The sequence below is a fragment of the Actinopolyspora sabaoui genome, from assembly GCF_051225635.1.
Taxonomy (GTDB): Bacteria; Actinomycetota; Actinomycetes; order Mycobacteriales; family Pseudonocardiaceae; genus Actinopolyspora.
In genome coordinates this window covers 118125-138932 of record NZ_JBMIHH010000007.1, presented here as the reverse complement: position 1 = coordinate 138932, position 20808 = coordinate 118125, and the positions used below count along the sequence as shown (strand labels likewise).

At 68.8% G+C, this 20808-nt stretch carries 9 protein-coding genes; 3 read left to right on the top strand and 6 right to left on the bottom strand.

The genetic code is table 11. The features are described 5' to 3' along the window. Nucleotides 1-6 precede the first annotated feature (6 nt). Genes ACOQFL_RS15170 through ACOQFL_RS15150 form a run of 5 tightly spaced genes read right to left on the bottom strand, consistent with a single transcriptional unit; the run spans nt 7 to nt 15524 of the window. Nucleotides 7-1152: a Gfo/Idh/MocA family oxidoreductase gene (locus ACOQFL_RS15170; protein WP_435544811.1), complete on the bottom strand. Its 1146-nt coding sequence runs from the start codon at nt 1150-1152 to the stop codon at nt 7-9. Next, the gene (locus tag ACOQFL_RS15165) at nt 1149-2279 is read right to left on the bottom strand and encodes a saccharopine dehydrogenase NADP-binding domain-containing protein (RefSeq protein WP_435544810.1); all 1131 of its coding nucleotides are present in this window, start codon (nt 2277-2279) and stop codon (nt 1149-1151) included. The genes ACOQFL_RS15170 and ACOQFL_RS15165 overlap by 4 nt, the downstream gene beginning before the upstream one ends. Beyond that, nucleotides 2276-7672, bottom strand: coding sequence for a non-ribosomal peptide synthetase (locus ACOQFL_RS15160; protein ID WP_435544809.1), 5397 nt, complete (start codon nt 7670-7672; stop codon nt 2276-2278). The genes ACOQFL_RS15165 and ACOQFL_RS15160 overlap by 4 nt, the downstream gene beginning before the upstream one ends. Continuing rightward, nucleotides 7669-14250 (bottom strand): non-ribosomal peptide synthetase, encoded by a 6582-nt coding sequence (locus ACOQFL_RS15155; RefSeq protein ID WP_435544808.1) that lies wholly within the window; start codon nt 14248-14250, stop codon nt 7669-7671. The genes ACOQFL_RS15160 and ACOQFL_RS15155 overlap by 4 nt, the downstream gene beginning before the upstream one ends. Next, nucleotides 14247-15524 (bottom strand): condensation domain-containing protein, encoded by a 1278-nt coding sequence (locus tag ACOQFL_RS15150; protein ID WP_435544807.1) that lies wholly within the window; start codon nt 15522-15524, stop codon nt 14247-14249. Before ACOQFL_RS15150 ends, ACOQFL_RS15155 begins: the two co-directional genes overlap by 4 nt. A gap of 251 nt (nt 15525-15775) precedes the next feature. Between ACOQFL_RS15150 and ACOQFL_RS15145 the strand changes: the two genes are divergently transcribed. Next, nucleotides 15776-17773 (top strand): amino acid adenylation domain-containing protein, encoded by a 1998-nt coding sequence (locus ACOQFL_RS15145; RefSeq protein WP_435544806.1) that lies wholly within the window; start codon nt 15776-15778, stop codon nt 17771-17773. 70 nt (nt 17774-17843) lie between these two features. Here ACOQFL_RS15145 and ACOQFL_RS15140 read toward each other — a convergent pair whose 3' ends face one another. Continuing rightward, nucleotides 17844-19049, bottom strand: a complete 1206-nt coding sequence (locus ACOQFL_RS15140) for a cytochrome P450 (protein WP_435544805.1) — start codon at nt 19047-19049, stop codon at nt 17844-17846. 196 nt (nt 19050-19245) lie between these two features. Here ACOQFL_RS15140 and ACOQFL_RS15135 point away from each other — a divergent pair, with 196 nt between their 5' ends. Then, nucleotides 19246-20034 carry a thioesterase II family protein gene (locus ACOQFL_RS15135; RefSeq protein WP_435544804.1) on the top strand — a complete coding sequence of 263 codons (789 nt, stop codon included), beginning with the start codon at nt 19246-19248 and terminating at the stop codon, nt 20032-20034. Beyond that, nucleotides 20031-20783: an SDR family NAD(P)-dependent oxidoreductase gene (locus tag ACOQFL_RS15130; protein ID WP_435544803.1), complete on the top strand. Its 753-nt coding sequence runs from the start codon at nt 20031-20033 to the stop codon at nt 20781-20783. The genes ACOQFL_RS15135 and ACOQFL_RS15130 overlap by 4 nt, the downstream gene beginning before the upstream one ends. The last annotated feature ends 25 nt before the right edge of the window (nt 20784-20808 follow it).

Genomic DNA, 20808 nt, shown 5'->3' with positions numbered 1-20808 from the left:
AGCGTCTTACCTCCGTAGGTGTTCGCCGAATTCCTCCGCGCTGATCTGAACCGGCGGGGTCCGGGGTTGGTGCAGACGCACCGGACCGCAGGCCTCGGCCACCGACATGGCCATCCGGGTGAGGGTGATGTGCCGTTGCACGTGCGCATCCGACGAGGCGTTGTCGACGACCGCTTGTCGGAGCGCGGTGATCGCGCGAGCCGTGGCCTGCGGCCACAGCGTGCCCAGCACCTCGTCGTACGAAGCGCCGACCGCGGGACCTATGGGCTGCACGCTCGGCATTCGCAGGTGCTCCGCGGTGGCGTCGGAGAATCGCACCAGGTTCTTCAGCTCGGCGGGCATGTGGGGGCGCATGTGCCACTGAACTGGTCCGTGGGTGTCGAACAGCGTCAGGTCGCCCCCCTCGTAACCGATGCTGATCCGGTGCAGCAGGTGACTGTAGTTGTCCGGCTCGGATGGCACGAGTTCGTTCTGCAGCCGCATGGTCAGCGGAACGCCCGCGAAACGTCCGCTCACACCGCGGTACGGCGGCGGTGCCGCACCGTTGGCCGGCTCCTCGGTCACTCCGTGGACACCGAGGGGCCTGATCGAGTCGAGTGCCTCGCCGAGCAGGTCGAAGACCGTGTAGAGGACCTGGAAGGCACAGGTGACGTCGATGAAGAGCGGACGCTGGCGTTCACCGAGCTCGCGGGCGCAGGCCAGGAAACGCCGAACCGGTTCCACGTGGGGGTAGTGGGTGTTCAGCCGGAACACCACCCGCCGCTCGCGGGCCGTTCGCAGGCAGGAGGCCAGCTCGTCGGGATGCAGCGGATGCTCCTGCAATACGTGCAGTCCCCGGGACATCAGTTCCCGTGAGAGCTCCGGTCCCCGTCCCCCGTTCATCGCGCCACCCACCACCACGCACGCCATGTCGACGTCCCCGGGCACCTGGCCGGGCTCGGTCCACAGCGGTACGTCGTAGTGCTCGGCGCAGGCCTTGCTGCGTTCGCTTCCGTTGGCGATGATCCCGGCCAGCTCGAAGGGAAAATCGGGACGTTCGAAGGCGGCCAGGTAGGCCCGGCCGAAGCCGGTCCCGGCCACCACCACCCTCGGCGGTCGTGCCGCGGACCGGTCCGCGGCGGAAACCTCGGGCCGGGGAACGTCGGCGGTCATAACTGTCCCTCCTCGGTTTCGAAGGCTCCGAGGAGCGGCCCCTCGTGCACCTCCACGGTCGTGACCGCCGGGCTCGCCCGCAGGGCATCGAACACGACCGAGGAGTCCAGGGCCGTGGCCGCGAAGTGGATCCCGGGGCCGATCCGCTCGTCCAGCACGTCCAGCGCGGCCAGCGCGCTCGCCAGCCCGGTGAGGGCGTAGGTGTCGTGGGCACGCAGTACCAGGCCGCGCGTCGCGGGTCGGCCCAGGTGGCTGCCGGTGACCTCGAACAGCATGAGCTGGAAGGGACTCTTGCCGAACAGGTCCAGAGCCGCCGCCCGCGTCAGTTCGTCGGCGGCCCCGGTCAGGTCCGACTCGCCGCGGATGGCGCCCTGGAGCCTGCTCAGGCAGGTCATCATGTGCGCCCCGCCCTCGAAGATGTTGAACCAGTCCACCTCGGACAGTTTTAGTTCCCGGGCGATCTCCTCGGACTCGAAACTCAAATACGGATACGCGTCGAGCCTGCGTCCGGCGTAGGGAAGCTCGATGTCGGTACGTGGTTCCAGCGCGCGTTCCACCCGGACCCCGTTCCGAACGGCGGCCTGGGACTCACCGTACGAACCGCCCAGGCTGAGCAGGTAGTCCGCCGCTCCCGCCGGAGTCAGCCGGTCCATGGTCCCGACGTACGCCGTGAGCGCTCGCGGATCGGACATCGGGCGCGCCAGGTGCCGGGGCAGCAGTCCGGTCAGGCCCGGCTGCATCCCCGCGGTGAGCACCGCGGTGCCGGTGAACGACCCGGGCCGACTCAGGGCGTTGAAGACCGGCTCGTCCCCGCCGGGATCCACGTAGTCGGCACCGGCCGCCATCGCGGCCCAGGCCACCCGATCCAGCACCTGGTACGACGGCCCGGCGCAGTTGAGGACCAGCCGAGCGCCTCGGCAGAACTCTGCGAGCGAGCGGCCGTCCCGCAGGTCGACCCGGTGGGACTCGCCCCGGACACCGAGTTTTTCGAGCAGCGCCTCGGCCCGCGCCTCGTCACGCCCGCCGACCCTCGCCGTCACGTCGGGCCGACGCTCGGCGATCGCCTCCAGCGCGGCGGCCCCGACGGCCCCGTAGCCGCCGAGCACCGCGATATCGACGTCCGTCACCGCTCCTCCTCCGGCAGGTCGATGTGCTCGCTGCTGAGCCGCTCGGTGCAGTTGAAGTGGCTGCCGGATATCGTTTCCACGTCGAGACGCCCCACGCAGATGTTCTCCCAGTAGGCCCGCATGTCGGTGGCCATCGTCGACCAGACGGGCGTTTCCTCGTTGTGCACGAGGAGCCGGACATCGCCGGTGTAGACGTCCGGCGTGTACGAGGCCGCGGCGTTGAACAGCGCCAGCGTGCCGCGCAGCGCGGCGCCGATGTCCTCGGCAGGCCACCCGAGTTGATCGGCGATCGCCTGGACCCGCTCGTCACGTGTCCGCGAATCGAGATCGGCCGCGATCTCCGCCACCGATCGCAGCTCCGCGTCCCGGTGGTCGGCGAGTCCCGCCATCGCCCCAGGGGGGATGTCACCCGCGGGTACCAGTTCCCCCAGGACACGGCCCAGCCCTGCCTCGTCGGGGTAGCCGAGTTTCGCGGGATCGGTGCCGGTCCCCAGGAGGAACATCGCCTCGTAGACCACCTCGTCGCGGATCACGGCGGGCAACGGGTAACTGCTCACCAGGGTCAGCCCACTGACCGGTATGCCCAGTTCGGTCAGCTGTTGAGCCGTGTTGAGCGCCAGCAGACCACCACCACGCACTCCGACGAGATGGAACGGTCCCGGGCTGAGCGTGCGGATCTCCCGCACGACCTCGTGGGCCAGATCCTCGATGGCCAGCTCGTCCCCGACGGCGAGCATGGGGACCTGCACGACGGGATCGTGCTCACCCAGCTCCTCCCCTATCCGGACGGCGTCCTCCCCGAAGCCGTCGTTGAACAGCACGTGCACCGGGTTGCCGAGCGCGTCGGCGGCTCCGGTGAGGGCGTAGTTCGATCCGGCGCTCGTCTCCGCCTTGTCCGCTTGCTCGTCGTCGAGGAACATCGCGACCTCCTGTACTGACGCTCCGTTGAGCAGTTCCCTGAGCAGCTCGTCGAACAGGACTGCTGTGGCCTCGGGGACGTTCTCGCGAAGTTGGGTGACCACCTGCGCGGCCAGCAGCGAGTCGCCCCCGAGGGAGTAGAAGTTCGTGTCGAGGCTGACGTCGTTCTTGCCCAGCACCTCGGCATAGATGCGGGCGATGGTTCGGTTGAGCTCACCGGCTTCCTGCGCCTCGTCCGCGAGGGACTGCTCGGAATCGAGGCCGCGTTCCTCGGCCCACTCCTCGAGAGTGGCTCGGTCGATCTTGTAGTTGTCCGTCAGCGGTAGTGAGTCGAGCACGTGGAAGTGCGAGGGAATCATCTCCGCGGGGAGCCGCGTCCCGAGCCGTCGCGCCAGCTCCTCGGTGTCGATCGCCACGCGGTCCCGCTTGAACCTCGCGGCGAAGACGTGCATGCCGATGTCGGCCAGTTCGTCGGACTCGTCCGGCAGGCAGTAGACGATGTCCGCCTCCGCCTCGGTGAGGAGCTCGTGCCACTGGCCATGGGCGATGAAGGTTTGGTCCCGGCCCTGCCGGACGTCCCGGAAGTCGCCCGCGGTGGCGTCGAACAGGAACTCCATCGAGGTCAGGACCTGGTAGTTGTCGCGCGTGGTCTCGATGAACACCAACCAGCCGCCGGGGGCCAGCGCCTCCCGCATTCGCCGCAGCGCCTCGCGGGCGTCCTTGGCGTAGTGCATGACGTTGCCGCACAGGATCACGTCGATCGAGTTGGGGCGCACCCCCTGGTCGCGGAACGGCTCGTTGAAGTCGAACAGCGCATAGTCGACCCAGGGGTAGTCGCCGAATCGGTCGGCGGCCTTGTTGAGGAAGAACCGCGATACGTCGGTGAACGAGTAGCGCACGTTCTCGCCGTCCAGCGCGGGTATGGTGTCCGCGCTGGTGCCGCCGACCCCGGCCCCGACTTCCAGGACCCGCAGCGGTGCGCGCCCGTCGTTGCCGCGGGCGACCCCTCGTACCGTGCTGGTTGCCAGACGGTTGAGGTAGCGCGAGAGGAACCCCTCCATGTAGGCCGCTTCCTGGATGCTCAAGTCCCCTTCGGGGAAGAGCAGTCGCAGCGGGTCCCGCTCGTCGCGCACGAGTTCGGGCAAGTGCTCGGAGGCGGTCCTGAAGTACTCCACCAGCTCGGGGCGGTCGTGTGCCTCGGGCATCAGACGGTCCACTTCGGCCCAGGCCCGCGCCACGTCGTCGGGCTCGATCAGTCGTGGACACCCGTAGCCGTCGTCGTGTTCGAGCAGGTAGCCGTTCTCGACGCAGACGGTCAGCCAGCGTCGCACCAGACGCTCGTGCTTCGGAGCGACCCGGGCGGTGCGCATGATCTCCGCCGTGGTGTGCCGCGCCTCGGCGGTGGGCCACAGTCCCGACCGGCGCAGCACGTCGATCATGCGGCGGAGAGCCGCGTCGTCGAGCACCGCGGCGAACTCGACCACTCTGGAAACGTCCACCTCCCGCCGAATCTCGTCGCCCGCCGCGACCACTTCGTCGACGATGTCGGCGTCGGCGGACCGGCCCCGCTCGTCGGTGTTCGCGGTTTCGAGGAACGCGACCAGCCTGCGAGCGTTGCGCTCGCCCCGTGTCGTGACGGCAACGGACTCGACCTCGGGATCGGCGGCCAGCGCTGACTCGACCTCGGCCAGTTCCACCCGGTGACCGCGGATCTTGACCTGGCGATCGTCCCGACCGATGAACTCGATCTTCCCGTCCGGCAGGTACCGCCCCATGTCGCCGGTGCGGTAGGCCCGTTCGCCTGAGGGCAACCGGATGAAGGACGACGCGGTCTTCTCCGGGTCGCCGAGGTATCCCTCGGCCAGGCCCGCACCGGCGATGTACAGATCGCCGATGACGAGATCGGGGCGTGCCCGCAGCTCGTCGTCGAGCACGTGGAAGCGCTGGTTCTCCAGCGGTGTCCCGTAGGGGATGCTGGGCCACGCGGGATCGACGCGGTCGATCGGGTGGAAGATCGACCAGATCGCGGCCTCGGTGGCGCCGCCGAGGCCCACCAGCTCGATCGACGGGATGCGCGCACGGATCGCGTCGGGCAGGGACAACGGGATCCAGTCGCCCGACATCATCCCGAGCCGCACGCTGCCGCGGTCGGTGTCCGCCCCGCGGAGGTACTCCTCCAGCAGCGTCATCTGGGCGGGCACGGTGTTGAGCACGGTCACCCCGCGCTCTTGGATGAGCTCCGCCCAGTGGGAGGGGTCCGCGTGTCGTGCCGGGTCCGGCAGGACCAGGGTTCCGCCGCGGCCCAGCACGCCGAAGACGTCGAACACCGACAGATCGAACGCCAGACTGGACAACCCGAGAACGACGTCGTCCGAGGTGACGGCGAAGCGACTGCACACGTCGTCCAGCGTGTTGACGGCGGCCCGGTGGCTGATCTCGACGCCCTTCGGGGAGCCGGTGGAGCCGGACGTGAAGATGACGTAGGCGGACTCGGTCGGTGAGACCCGCGGACGTTCCGGGGGATCGGTGGCCTCCTCCAGGGCGTCGACGTCGATGCGGCGACACTCCCGCGGCACGGCGGCCGTGCTCTCCGAGTGGCTGAGAACCACCTCGATCCCCGCACCGGTCAGGATCTGTTGACGCCTGCTCTCCGGCTGGCCGGCCTCGACCGGCACGTACGCCCCGCCGAACAACAGGACTCCGACGGCGGCGGCGACCTGGTGCCGGCCCTTTTCCATGACGATGCCGATGCGGTCGCCCCGCTCCCGTCCCGCCGCGCGGAGCGCGTTCGCCACCGCCGTGGCCCGGGCCAACAGTTCCCGGTAGGTGATGCTCGCCCCGTCGTCCACGACCGCCACCCCGTCGGGGCTGTCCAGCGCCCGGTCGACGAGGGCCTCGGCGAGCGTCGCCCCGCTCAACGGCCTTTCGGTGTCGTTGACCTCGGCCCTGCGGGCTAGCTGAGCGGCGGGCAGCTCCACCGGGTCGCCGAACCAGGCGGACTCGTCCTCGGCGAGTCGGTGCAGGAGGGCTTCGAAAGTCGCGAACATGTCGTCCAGCGCGGCCGGGGGGATCACGTTGTCGCGCGAGTCCCAGTTGATCCGAAGCGCACCCCCCGCTTCCATCGCCTGGCAGTCGAGCCAGACCTGCGGAGTCTGGCTGATGCCGTTCTCGATCGGCGTGCGCATCGGACCGTTCGGTTCCTCGGTGTCGGACAGCCCGATCGCACTGGTGAACACCACGGGCATCAGACCGCCCTGCTGCCCGCGTCTGCGGCTCAGCTCGCGCAGCACCTCCACTCCGGAGAAGAGGCGGTGGTCCAGGTCCTCGAAGAGCTGCTCGTTTAGTGCCTTGGCGCGGTCCACGAAGTCGTCGGCCCCCGCGGTGTCGACGGCGAGCAGATTCACGGAGGTGAAGTCACCCACGAGACCGGTGACGTCCGGGTGCAGCGGCAGCCTGCTCAGCACCGTGATGTCGAGCGTGAATCGCGGATGACGGCTCCATCGGCCGAGCACCTCCGCGTAGGCGGCCATGACCACATTGGACGCTGACAGGTTGTGGTTCCCGGCGCGTCGTCTCAGACTCGCCCAGGTCTCGGTGTCGAGCCGAAGCTCCCGCCGCGTGAATCCGCTGGGGCCGTACCGGCTGGGCTCGGGCACCAACGGCAGTTCCGGAGCGGCCGGAAGGGTGTCGAGGCGTTCCAACCAGTACTCGCGGTCGCGCTCGTAAGCGGGGCCCTGCCGCACTTGCCGCTCGGCCCGCAGATAGTCGCGGAAGCTGATGGTCGGGGTCGGCAGCTTCGCGTCGGGATCCTCGTAGAACGCGCCGAACTCGTCGAGCAGCTGGTAGATGCTCACGTAGTCCGCGATCAGGAAGTCGATGGAGAAGTGCAGCACGGCGCGATCGGCGAGCTCGGTGACCGCGATGCTGTACAGCGGGCACTCGGTGACCTCCTTCGACTCGTGCGAGAGCCGGTTCCGGGTCTCGACGACCCGTGCCTCGCCCTCGGCCGAGGCGAGCTCGCGCGCGTCAGTCCAGTCGATCGTCGGCTCCGGCGGATCCGGGAGGACACGCTGGAACCCGTCGTAGTCGAGAACCGTGCGCAACATGTCGTGCCGGTCGACGACGGTGGACCAAGCCCGCTGGAGGCGGTCGTGGTCGAGCGCGTCGAACATCAGCTCGCCGTAGGCGTGGCACGGCACCGAGCCGTACTCGAAAACGCCGCGCCTGCCGAGCAGATAGGCGGACTGCACGTCGGTCAGCGGGAACGGTTCGAAGCGCTCCTCGGGTCGCGGGTCGACCACCTGGCTGTCGCGTTCGCGCAGTGCGCGGATCACCTCGTCACGCATGTTGACGATCGAATCGCGAAGCTCCGGCGTCATCGCCCCTTCCGGGCCGCGGAAGCGGACTTTTCCCTCGTCCTCCCACAGGTGGAGGCCGGCTTGTTCCAGCTCGGCGATGATCTCGCTAGCGGTCACAGCACACCTTCTTCCAGTCGCACGGGAGCGTCGTGATCGTCGGTCACCAGGATCAGCTCGTCGACGAGACCGGCGACCTGGCTGAGCGTGGGATGGTCGAACAGCTGGCGTAGCGTGAGCTCCACGTCGAAACGTCGGAGCAGGCGTTGTGCGACGCGGGTCGCGGTCAGGCTGTCCCCGCCGAGCTCGAAGAATCCGGCGTCGCGCGACACCTCTGCCATCCCCAGCAGCTCCTGCCAGATCTCGGCCACGGCCAGCTCCGTTTCGGTTCGCGGGGGAACCGACTCCCGGGGGGCCTCGGGGATCGCGGGCGAGGCGCGAATCAGGGCGGCCCGGTCGATCTTGCCGTTGGCGTTGAGCGGCATCGCTTCCAGCACCCGGACGTGTTCCGGGACCATGTAGTCGGGGACGGTTCCGGCCAGTTCGGCGCGCACCTTCTCCGCGTCGGAGTCGGTGCCCGCCACCGCCGCGGCGATGCGCTTCGCGGCTCCCGACTCCTCCACCCACACCGCCGCGTGCGTGATGTCGGGCAGTTCCCGCAACCGAGTCTCGATTTCGCCGAGTTCGATGCGGTGGCCGCGGATTTTGACTTGGTGGTCGGTGCGGCCGAGGAATTCGAGGGTGCCGTCGGGGTGGTAGCGGCCTTGGTCGCCGGTGCGGTACCAGCGTTGGTTGTTGGTGGTGATGAAGGAGGTGGTGGTTTTGTGGGGGTCGTTGCGGTAGCCGTGGGCGAGGCCTGCGCCGCCGATCCAGAGTTCGCCGGGGACCCAGTCGGGGCAGTCGTGGCCGTGGGGGTTGACGACGCGGTAGTGCTGGCCGGGGAGGGGGTGGCCGTAGGGGATGGAGACCCAGGTGGGGTCGATGTGGGTGACGTCGTGGACGTTGGACCAGATGGCGGCTTCGGTGGCGCCGCCGAGGGCGGCGAGGTGGGCGTTGGGTGCGGTGGTGGTGAGGCGGTCTTTGAGGTCGAGGCCGATCCAGTCGCCGGAGAGCATGGCGAGGGTGAGGCTGGGGAGTTGGTGGGTGTCGGTGGTGGTCAGGAGCATGTCGAGCAGGGTGGGCACGGTGTTCCAGGTGGTGATGTGGTTCTGCTGGATGAGGTGTGCCCAGTGGGTGGGTTCGCGGCGGGTGTTTTCGGTGATGGTGGTGATTTGTCCGCCTGCGGTGAGGAGGCCGAAGGTGTCGTAGACGGAGAGGTCGAAGTCGAGGGCGGAGATGGCGAGGATGTGGTCGTGGGGGCCGATGTTGTAGCGGTGGTTGATGGCGTCGATGGTGTTGGCGGCGGCGGCGTGGGTGATTTCGACGCCTTTGGGGTCTCCGGTGGAGCCGGAGGTGTAGATGATGTAGGCGAGTTGGTGGGGTGAGGGTTGGGCTGGTTGTGGGAGGGGTTCGGTGTGGGTGGCGGTGGTGAGGTCGATGGGTTCGGTGGTGGTGGGCCAGTCGGGGTCGGGTGTGGTGGTGATGAGGGCGTGGTGGGCTTGTGCGGAGGTGAGGATGCGGTTGCGGCGGTGGGGTGGTTGGTCGGTGCCGATGGGGACGTAGCAGGCGCCGGCGGCGAGGATGCCGAGGACGGCGGTGATTTGGTCGGGTCCTTTGGGGATGGAGATGGCGACGGGGTCGCCGTGGGCGATGCCGCGGCTGCGTAGGTGTCCGGCGATGGCCAGGGCTTGTTGGGTGAGTTGGTGGTAGGTGAGTGTGTGGTCGTGGCCGTGGACGGCGATGCGGTCGGGGTGGGTGTGGGCGTTGTCGAAGACCGGTGGGTGCAGAAGTCGTGGTGGGCTGCCGGGTCCGGTGTCGTTGACCCGGGCACGCACCTCCGCCTGACCCACCGGCAACGGGACGTTCGGTGGTGGGGCCTCCCACTCCCGGTCGACCAGCGCCTCCAGCAGGAATCGCAGCGCGTCGGCGGCGTTCTCCACCACGCCGGGTGCGAAGAGGCCTTCGACGTAGTCCCAGTTGACGGTGAGTCCGCCGTTCTGCTCGATCACCTGGCAGTCCAGAGTGACCTGGGGCGTCTGGGACAGCCCCCTGGTCTGGGAGCCGAACGAGAGCTCCAGGTCCGGGAACTCGTCGGAAACTCCCAGGGTCGACGTGAACACGACCGGCATGAGCATCTGCGAGGCACCGTGACGCTGCGCCAGCTGCTGGAGCACCCAGATCGAGGAGACCCCGTTGTGCTCCAGGCCTTCCCATACCTGCCCCTGCACCCTGCGGACGGTCCGCGACCACGGCTCATCCGGCCTGCTCCGATGGGCCAGCAGCATCAGCGAGGTGAAGTCGCCGACCACTCGGTTGATGTCGGGGTGTAGGTCCTGGCGGTCGAACACCGTCAGTGTCAGCGTCAGCTCGGGTTCGCCGCTCCACACGGTCAGTACCTCGGCGAACGCCGTTGCCACCACGGTCGAGACGGTCAGCCCGTGCTCGGCGGCCCGATCGCGCAGTTTCTGCCACTGTGCGGGGTCGATGCGGGTCTCGCGGCGGACGAAGCGGGGTTGTTCCACCTGCTCCGGGGCGATCCGCAGCGGGAGCGCGGGCGGTGGGGGAAGCTCCTCGATCGCCCGGAGCCAGTAGGCCTCGTCCCGTTGTCGGACGTCGTCGTCGGTCCTGGTGGCCAGCAGGTAGTCGCGATAGGACAGTTCCAGCTCGGGCAGATGAAGGTCCGGGTCGGTGTACCGGGCGGACAGCTCGCTCAGGACCGTGACGATGCTGAGCGCGTCCAGGACGATGTAGTCGAACCCGATGCCGAGGACCGTGTGCCCGTCGTCCCGCTGGACCGCGCGCACGTCGAACAGCGGCCAGCTCGTCACGTCCAGGATCTGGCTGTCCATGCCGCGCAGCTCGGACACCGCTTCGTCGTGGTCCGCCGCGTTGGTGTGGCGCACCTGGAACCGGAATCTCGGCACGGTCGCCAGGATGCGCTGATGGCCGTCGCCGTCCAGGACGGCGCGCATCATCTCGTGACGTTCGATCACCGAGTTCCACGCGTCCTCCAGCCGGTCGAGGTCCACCGACTCGGCCTCGAATTCCCAGTACCAGTAGGACCCGACCCCGCCCAAGGTGAATCCGGTGTGGCGCCCCAACCAGTAGGCCCGCTGCACATCGGTGAGTTCGAAGGGCTCGTGCCGGTGCTCGGGGTCGGCGACGATCGTCGGCGTGGGGTCGTTGGAACCATCCACGTTGGTCAGGCGACTCGCGAATCCCGCGATCGTCGGGGCGCTGAACAGGTCACCGAGGCTGCCGGAGAGCCCGTCGCGGCGCAGGGCCGCGAGCATTCGGGTAGCCAGCAGGCTGTCGCCACCGAGGTGGAAGAAGTTCGACCGCCGCGTGGGCGAGCGGACATCCAGCAGTTCGGTCCACACCGAGGCGAGCACCGCTTCGTTCCCGACGAGCTCCTCCTCCGGCGCTTCGTCCGCGTCCGCGCGGGCGGCGAGCCGGTCGGTGAGAACCGCGCGCACCCCGGCCCGGTCGATCTTGCCGTTGGCGTTCAACGGGAAGGCGTCGGTGAACTCGACGTGGGCGGGCACCATGAACTCGGGCAGGTGCCGGGCGGCGGTCTCCAACACCTCCTCGGGTGAGGTCTCGCCGCCGTTGTGCCCGAGCAGCATGGCGCACAGCGTGGCGCGGGGTTCCGGAACCACGGTGACCACCGCTTCCCGCACCGGCTCGGCGTGTTCGAGGGCGCGCTCGATTTCGCCGAGTTCGATGCGGTGGCCGCGGATTTTGACTTGGTGGTCGGTGCGGCCGAGGAATTCGAGGGTGCCGTCGGGGTGGTAGCGGCCTTGGTCGCCGGTGCGGTACCAGCGTTGGTTGTTGGTGGTGATGAAGGAGGTGGTGGTTTTGTGGGGGTCGTTGCGGTAGCCGTGGGCGAGGCCTGCGCCGCCGATCCAGAGTTCGCCGGGGACCCAGTCGGGGCAGTCGTGGCCGTGGGGGTTGACGACGCGGTAGTGCTGGCCGGGGAGGGGGTGGCCGTAGGGGATGGAGACCCAGGTGGGGTCGATGTGGGTGACGTCGTGGACGTTGGACCAGATGGCGGCTTCGGTGGCGCCGCCGAGGGCGGCGAGGTGGGCGTTGGGTGCGGTGGTGGTGAGGCGGTCTTTGAGGTCGAGGCCGATCCAGTCGCCGGAGAGCATGGCGAGGGTGAGGCTGGGGAGTTGGTGGGTGTCGGTGGTGGTCAGGAGCATGTCGAGCAGGGTGGGCACGGTGTTCCAGGTGGTGATGTGGTTCTGCTGGATGAGGTGTGCCCAGTGGGTGGGTTCGCGGCGGGTGTTTTCGGTGATGGTGGTGATTTGTCCGCCTGCGGTGAGGAGGCCGAAGGTGTCGTAGACGGAGAGGTCGAAGTCGAGGGCGGAGATGGCGAGGATGTGGTCGTGGGGGCCGATGTTGTAGCGGTGGTTGATGGCGTCGATGGTGTTGGCGGCGGCGGCGTGGGTGATTTCGACGCCTTTGGGGTCTCCGGTGGAGCCGGAGGTGTAGATGATGTAGGCGAGTTGGTGGGGTGAGGGTTGGGCTGGTTGTGGGAGGGGTTCGGTGTGGGTGGCGGTGGTGAGGTCGATGGGTTCGGTGGTGGTGGGCCAGTCGGGGTCGGGTGTGGTGGTGATGAGGGCGTGGTGGGCTTGTGCGGAGGTGAGGATGCGGTTGCGGCGGTGGGGTGGTTGGTCGGTGCCGATGGGGACGTAGCAGGCGCCGGCGGCGAGGATGCCGAGGACGGCGGTGATTTGGTCGGGTCCTTTGGGGATGGAGATGGCGACGGGGTCGCCGTGGGCGATGCCGCGGCTGCGTAGGTGTCCGGCGATGGCCAGGGCTTGTTGGGTGAGTTGGTGGTAGGTGAGTGTGTGGTCGTGGCCGTGGACGGCGATGCGGTCGGGGTGGGTGTGGGCGTTGTCGAAGACCGGTGGGTGCAGAAGTCGTGGTGGGCTGCCGGGTCCGGTGTCGTTGACCCGGGCACGCACCTCCGCCTGACCCACCGGCAACGGGATCGGCAGGGTCCGCGACCAGGAGTCGGGGTCCGAGGCCAGCGAGCGCACACGTTCGGCGAAGGCTTCGAACATGGCGGCGGGCACACCCGCGCTGAACAGGTTCTCGGCGGTCTCCCAGTTGATGAGTACCCCGCCGTCCTGCTCGATCAACTGTAGGTCGATCCAGACTCCCGGGGTCTGCGAACTCATCCAGACCGGTTGCCCGAGCAGGTGCAGTGCGGACCGGTCGAACAGCTCGCCCATACCCAGCACGCTGGTGAAAACCACTCCTGAGCGGTTACCCGGCCCGTTGGTGGTGCGTGCCAGATCCCGCAGGACCGAGGTGCCGCCGTAGCTGGAATGCGCGGCATCGCGCCGATACTGCTCCTGGACCGCGCGGGCGCGCTCGGCGAACGAAAGGCTCCCGTCGGGACGGACCTCCAGCAGCTGTAGATCCGTGAAGTCGCCGACCAGCTGCTCGACATCCGGGTGTACCGGGGCGCGGTTGAACACGGGCAGGTTGAGCAGGAAGTGCGGATCGTCGCTCCACGCCGCGAGCACATCGGCATACGCGGCCGCGAGGGCCATCGAGGTAGTCACACCGTGGGCGCGGGCGTGCTCGGACAGCCGCGCGTAGGCCTCGCCGGACAGCCACGTGTGGCGTCGTACCCCGGATACCTCCTCGAGCTGTTCGGGAGCGGTGGCCAGGGGCAGCGCGGGGGCGACCGGCAGTGACTCGGCCCGGGAACGCCAGTACTCGGCGTCCCGTTCCCGGCGGCCTCGGCCCGATTGTTCGACCAGCCGGAGGTAGTCGCGGAAGCTCAGGTCAACCGACGAGGTGTCGGTGTCACCCGCCTCGTACAGTCGCGCCAGGTCGGAGACCACGATGCCGAAGCTCCGGGCGTCGCAGACGATCATGTCGATGTCGAGGAACAGCCGACACGCGTCCTCGGCGATGCGGACCAGCCGTATGTCCAGTCCCTGCCCCTCCGCTATGCGCAGCGTCTGGTGGGACATGCGCGAGCGTATGCCCGCCAGTCGTTGTTCCGTCGTGTCCGCGTCCAGCGCGCGTAGGTCCACCACCTCGTCCAGCCCGTGGAGCGTTGGGTGGACGTGTTGGACACCGTCACCGTCGATTCCCGTCCGCAGCATCGGGTGGCGCTCACGTAGCGCGGCGACCGCGGCGTCGAGCCGGTGGGGATCGAGGTCGGTGTCGAACTCGAAGTAGAAGTGCGAGCCGGTCCGGAGCGGCATGCCGGGCTGACGTCCGGACCAGTAGGCGTGCTGCATGGGGGCCAGCTCGAATGCCCCGTCCTCGAACGTTCCGTCGTCCGTCGGTTCCGGAGCTTCCGGAGCGTGGGACCCGTCCCCGGCCATGAGCCGCGCCCACGCGGCGATCGTCGCCTCCTCGATCAGCTCGCCGAAGGTGACCGCCACACCCGCCGCCTGCCAGGTGGACGCCAGGTTCATTACCCCCAGCGAGTCGAGGCCGAGCTCCGTGAGGTCGTCCTCGGTCCCGATTTCGGAGACCGGAATGCCGAGCCTGGTCGCGACGGCCGTGCGGATCTCTTCCACCCCCGGGATTCGAGGGCGCTCCGTCTCGTCGTTTTCTCGCTCGATCATGCGGACCCTTCCTTCACGCCGCGGTGTAACCGGTCGAAGCCGCGGCAGATCCTGATGTACGTTGCGAGCAGCTCGTGGGCGAACTCGTGGGAGAACCGGTCGGGGTTGAAGAACAGGAGGACACGGATGGTGTCCTCGGTGGGCACGGCCACCAGCTCCAGTTCGAAGCGGGTCGCTACGTCGTCGGGGACGAGGACCTCGATGTCCAGACCTCCCGCCCGGGTGGAGTAGACGGGATCGGGCATCATCTGGAAGACCACGTCGTCCAGCCTGCGGCTCGTGTCGTCCGGGGTGATGGGCAGCATCTGTATCGGCATCGCCTGGTGGACGAAGGCGTCCATCACTGTGGAGTGGGTGGCGCGCAGGTCGTCCGTGAGGCCGCCCCCGGAGGAGAGCCGGGTTCGAAGAAGCACCATGTTCGCCAGGAATCCGACGGTGTCCCGGTATTCCGGCGTTCGGTTGGCGAAGAGCGTGGCGACCAGCAGGTCGTCGCTGCCGCTCACCTGCCGCAGCGCCCGGTAGTACGCCGTCAGCAGGCTGACGAACAAGGTGCTGCGCTCCGCACGCGCGACCGCGTCGAGCGCGGTCGTGGTCTTGGCGTCCAATGTGTCCTGCACGAGATCGGTGCGTCGAGTCGCTCCGGGCGTGGCGCGCGACATCGGCAACGGCGCGAGCGTCATGTCGCGAAGCCGCTCGGACCAGAACGAGGTGAGCCGCTTGCCCGCCTCCGAGGTCAGGTACCGTCGCTGCTCCGCGGCGAACTCGGAGTAGGGCTTGGCGGCCTCCGGCGCGGCCTCGTTCCCGGAGCGGTCCAGGGCGGCGCACAGGTCCTGGAGGACCACGCGGCACGACCACGCGTCGGTGACCATGTGGTGCATGTTGAAGCAGAGAATGTGGTGATCGGCCGCGAGCTTCCACAGGGTGAGCCGTACGCAGCTCCCCGTCGGGTCGATACGGGTGCTCAGCTCTGTCCTGATGGCATCTCCGACCGCCGTTTCCGGGTCGGGTTCGCCGGAAAGGTCGACCTCGTTCAAGGGAGGTGAGGCGGTGTCGGCGATGATCGCTTTGAGTCTGCGTCCACCCCCGGTGAAGGTCGTCCGCAGCGACTCGTGCCGCGTCATCACCTCGGCGACGGCACGGCGCACGCGTGTTCTGTCGACAGGCCCGTGTATGCGGCACAGGGTCGGGCAGTTGAGGGCTCCTTCCTCGCCGCGGTAGCGGTCGAGGAACCAGAGCAGCGTTTGCCCGACGGAAGGCTGGGATTCGGCTGCCACGCCAGCAACATAGCCACCGGCGAGTCCGTGGCCGGGTGGCGATGAAAGAAAAGTGCGAGAACTTGGCCGCCGGTGCCGAGTCCCGGCGGTGTCACCTTCACGAACCTGTCGCGCCTTCGGACGGCGGCGCGGGCGAGGCCTCATCGTGGATCGGCGGTGTGTGTCCGGTGGCAGCGCTCGGACGCGCGTCGCCGCAACGTACGACGGACACGGGCCGAACCCGTGGCACCGTGGGATCTCGGAGGTCAGCGATGAGTCGGAACCCGTTCGAGCGCGAGGGGAAGAACTACGTCGTGTTGCGCAACGAGCGCGGTCAACGCTCGCTGTGGCCGGTGGATGAGACCGTGCCGGCGGGCTGGATCGTGGAGCACGGACCCTCCGAACCGGACGACGCCCGCGCCCACGTCGAACGCGTGTGGACCGATGTGCGCTCCGTCCGGGGCCGGAACAGTGAGCAGCCGACGCTGGCGGAACACTTCGAACGGATCGTGGCCGCCCAACCGGATGCACCCGCGGTCGAGACGGGCGGGGAGTCGCTGACCTACGAGGAACTCGCGGCGCGGGTCAACAGGCTCTCCCGACTGCTGATCAGCCGTGGACTCGGTCCCGGTGACCTCGTCGGGTTCTCCATCGCGCGGGGTCGCTGGTTGCCGGTGGCGGCCCTGGCGGTCGCCACGGCGGGTGCCGCCTACGTTCCCCTGGACCCGAGCTATCCCCGGGAATGGGTCGAGCACGTGGTGGGCGACGCTTCGCTGGACCACGTGCTGCACAGCGGCTCGCACGAGGCCCTCACCGGCGCGGCGGCGGTTGTCGATCTCGACGATCCCGAGATCGGTGCCCTGCTGTCCGCCCGGTCCGCCGATCCGGTCTCGCGGGAAGAGCTCGTCCGACCGCTGACGGCCGAGCACCCGATGTACGTCATCTACACGTCGGGTTCGACGGGGGTGCCGAAGGGTGTCGTCGTCCCGCACACCGGTGTCTCGGACCTCGTCGCGACGCAGCGGCTGTGGATCGGCGCCGGAAGAGGTGACCGGGTGTTGCAGTGGGCATCGTTCAACTTCGACGCGGGCTTCTGGGACATGACCCTGGCGCTGCTGTCCGGAGCCACCCTGGTAATCACCGACGAGCGCGACGTCCTGCCCGGGGACGAGCTGCACCGCACGCTGCGGGACCGGAGCATCAGCCACGCGGTACTCCCCCCGGTCGCCCTCAGTCTCACCGAGAACGAGGGGGTGCTGGAAGGCGGCGTGCTTCTGTCCACAGGGGATGTATGTACGCCGTCGCTGGTGCGCTCCTGGGCGCCGAACCGGCGCATGTACAACGGCTACGGCCCCACCGAGATGACCGTCGGTGTCACGATGGCAGGACCGGTGCGGCCCGATTCCCCGGTGAGCATCGGCCGTCCCTGGCCGGGCAACGAGGTTCGGGTGCTCGACGAACAGCTGCGTCCCTGCGTGACCGGCGAGGAGGGCGAGCTCTACCTGGTCGGTTCCGGCGAGGCCCTGGGGTACCTGAACCGGCCGGGCCTGACCGCCGAGCGGTTCGTCGCCGATCCCTTCGGCGAACCCGGCACCAGGATGTACCGCTCCGGTGACCGCGGCTACCGCTCGACGGACGGCGAGTTGTATTTCGCGGGCCGGGCTGACCACCAGGTCAAGCTGCGCGGGTTCCGCGTCGAGCTGGGGGAGATAGAGTCCGCGCTGGACTTCTGCCCCGGAGTGGCGCTCAGCGCCGTGGTGGTGAGCGGCGCGCTGGACACCGCGCGTATGACGGCATACGTCGCGGCGCACCGGGGAAGCGAACCGAAAGCCGGCGAGCTGCATCACCGGTTGGCGCGCAGGCTGCCCTCCCACATGATCCCCGCCGACATCGTGGTCCTGGACGAGCTGCCCACGACGAGCAACGGCAAGGTCGACAGGCGCGCTCTGGAGGAGCGGAGCGCGCGGACACCGCGATCGGTGGGCGAGAACGCCCCGGGAGAGAACGCCCCGGACGAGCAGGCCGCCGACGGTCGGGAGGTCGACGGGAACGGCCGGGGTCTCCACGGGCTCTGCGAGCTGGCTGCGTTCGTGCTCGACGTCCCGTCGATCGGGCCGGACGAGAATTTCTTCGATCGGGGAGGTCACTCCGTGCTCGCGGTCAAACTGGCACGCAGCGTACGGAACGAGTGGGGCACGACCCTTCCCGTCCGCCTGATCCTCGAGAGCCCGACGATGGCCGACCTGTGGAAGAGGTTGCCGGAATCGTAGAGTGCGACGGTGCCTCGGCGCCCTGCCGCTCCCCGGCTCATCGAAGTATTCCGGGGCGTCCCCACCCGGCTCAGCGCAGTACGAGTCGCAGCTCGGTGTATCCGAAGAGGAACGTGCTGTAGACCCTGGGCGGGGGCGCCAGCACCTCGATCGTGCTAGCCCGGCTGATGATCGAGTTCAGCACAGCGCTCAGTTCGAGTCTGCCGAGGAAGGCCCCCAGGCAGAAATGCGGACCGTGGCCCAGAGACACGTGTGGGTTGTTGACACGGCCGACGTCGAAGGAGCGGGGTGCGTCGAACACATCGGGATCGTTGTTGGCCGAGATGTTCCACATGCTCACGATCTCGCCCGGGCGGATGCGCTGTCCGCCGATGAGCAGCTCGCGGGTGGCGGTCCGCGCGAAGTGCATGGCGGGGGTGACCCAGCGCAGCACTTCCTCCACGGTGGTTCCGACCGTGGCGGAGCCGGCCCTGAGACGGCGCCACTGGTCTTCGTGACGTCCCAGGGCGTCTAGTGCCCCGATGGTCGACATGCGGGTGGATTCGTCCCCGCCGATGATCAGGCTGTAGCAGTTGAGGGCGATGTCGTCGTCGGACAGCGGCTCACCCTCCACCCGCGCGTCCGCGAGCATGCTGATCACGTCCTCACCGGGACGTCGCCTGCGTTCCCGCGCCATTTCGATGAAGTAGCCGAGGATCTCGTTGCGCGCTTCGAGGGGATCCATCGGATCGGCGTCGTCCTCATCGGAGGACAGCGCGCGCTTGTTCCAGGAGAGCAGGTCCGGACGGTCCGACGCGGGCAGTTCCAGCAGGTCGCAGATCGTGTTGATCGGGAGTGCCTCGGCGACCTCGGCCGCGAAGTCCACCGGGCCCGAGCCCACCACGGTGGCCACCAGCTCGTCCGCGCGACTCGACACCTGCTGCTCGACCTGCCGGATCAGCCGTGGCGAGAACGCCTGCTGCAGCACGCGGCGCAGCGCGCGGTGGCGCGGTCGGTCCATGACGGCCAGCATCCGACCACCCGCGGAGTCCCGGCCTCGCAGCAGCACGTCGAGTACGGTGCCGCCGGCCGAGCTGAGGCCCGTGGCGTCCTTGTAGCAGGCCACCACATCGCTGTGTCTGGACACCGACCAGAATCCGGTGCCGTGCGGTGATTCGTGCCAGGCGACCGGTGCCTCCGCACGCATCCGCTCCCAGTAGGCGTAGGGGTCGTTGTCCACCAGGGCCGTGGGGTCGGTCAGATCCAGTGGCGACACCGATCGGGCTGTCAGCGTCATGTCTCGGTCCTCGTCGAAGCTCTCGGGGCGCGTGAGAGGTCCCGCGCGGGTCTGCTCGATGAGCTTGGCAGGGCGGACGAGTCCGAGTAAGGCGGTTGAATGAAACCAGAAGGATTCGGTGAGTCCGCCCCCGTTCGCGTGCCATCGTCTAGGCGCCATCGACGGATCGGAGGGCGGCATGGAACCGTGCAAGTGGGTGAGATCCCTGGAGTCCCGCGACGTCTCCACTCCGCCGGATCGAGCCCGAACGCTCGTGGTCTGCTTCCCCCACTCCGGCGGTTGGGCCGAGAGTTTCTCGACGTGGCGTGAGTACACCTGCCGCCTCGACGGCGACGCGGAGTCGCCCAGCGTCGAACTCCTGGCGATCCAGTATCCGGGACACGGCGACCGGATCGCCGAGGAACCGGAAACGGATGTTCGGGTCATGGCCGAGGCGATCAGCGCCGAGCTCGCCGCCCTGGACCCGGTACGGTCGCTGCTCTTCGGCCACAGTTTCGGGGCGATGGTGGCCTACGAGACGGCACGACTGCTCGAACGAGCCGGAACGGCCCCGGCCGCGCTGGGAGTCAGCGGCGCCCGCGCTCCTTCCGTGGCACCGGCGGTGTCGCGGAAGGTCGCCGCTCTGCCGGACGAGCGACTCTGGCAACGCGTGACGGAGCTCGGCGGGCTCGATCCGTCGCTGGGTGAGGACCCCGAGCTACGTGGTCTGCTGCTGTCCGCTCTCCGCGCGGACATCACCGCGCACGGGCGATACGTCTCCGATCCTCCGGTGGGCAGGCTGGGAGTCGACATCCGGTGCTATCTCGGCTCCGAGGATCCGCTCGTACCCTGCGATGTGGGTCCGGAATGGGCGGCGTGGACCACGGGGACCCTCGCCACGCGGGTTCGCCGCGGCGGGCACTTTCACCTCTTCGAGAATCCTCGCGACCTGTTGGCCGATCTGCTGCGGGAGCGGCTCGGAGCCGGTTCGGGGGCGCCGGCATGAGCGGGCACGATCCTTGGTCCGGGCAACGCGTCGTCGTCACCGGTGGTGGTTCGGGCATCGGGGAGGCGACCGTGCTCAAAGCGGTCGAGCTGGGAGCCGAAGTGCTGGCGGTGGGACGTGACACCGACAGCCTGGCGCGGGTGGCCGAGCGAGCGGCCCCCCGAGTCCACACCCACGCCTGTGACGTCACAGCGTGGGGAGCGGCCGCGACGATCACGTCCGTCGCGTGCGAACGACTCGGCGGGATCGATGCCGTGGTCAACAACGCGGGACACGCGCGATTCGCGCCGCTGGAGCACGCCGGGCCGGACGAGTTCGAGCGGATGCTCGCGACCAATGTGGTCGCGGCGTCCGAACTGATCAGGGCGAGTCTGCCCGAACTCCGGAGCAATCGCGGCAGCGTCGTCAACGTCTCCTCGGTCGGCGGTGTGCTGGCCATGCCCGGGCGCGCTCACTACGGCGCGAGCAAGGCTGCCCTGAACTCACTGACACGCTCGTTGGCCACCGAGTTGTCCCCCGACGTCCGGGTCAACGCGGTGCTGCCCGGCCCCGTGGACACCAAGCTCTGGGAGGAAGCCGCCTCGGACGATGTCGGGGCGCTCCGCGAGCGGATCATCGCGGGCACTCCGATGGGACGTTTCGGCGAACCCGGCGAGGTCGCCACCTGGATCTGTCATCTGCTCGACCCCACGGGCGCCGCCTGGGTCACCGGTTCCTTGATCGCTGTGGACGGTGGCAGAACGGCCTGAACCGACACCCCGTCGAGCCCAGTAG

Coding starts and splice junctions, on each gene's coding strand:
- ACOQFL_RS15170 (WP_435544811.1), bottom strand. CDS start 1,152: ATGACCGCCGACGTTCCCCGGCCCGAGGTTTCCGCCGCGGACCGGTCC.
- ACOQFL_RS15145 (WP_435544806.1), top strand. CDS start 15,776: ATGAGTCGGAACCCGTTCGAGCGCGAGGGGAAGAACTACGTCGTGTTG.
- ACOQFL_RS15155 (WP_435544808.1), bottom strand. CDS start 14,250: ATGATCGAGCGAGAAAACGACGAGACGGAGCGCCCTCGAATCCCGGGG.
- ACOQFL_RS15140 (WP_435544805.1), bottom strand. CDS start 19,049: ATGACGCTGACAGCCCGATCGGTGTCGCCACTGGATCTGACCGACCCC.
- ACOQFL_RS15130 (WP_435544803.1), top strand. CDS start 20,031: ATGAGCGGGCACGATCCTTGGTCCGGGCAACGCGTCGTCGTCACCGGT.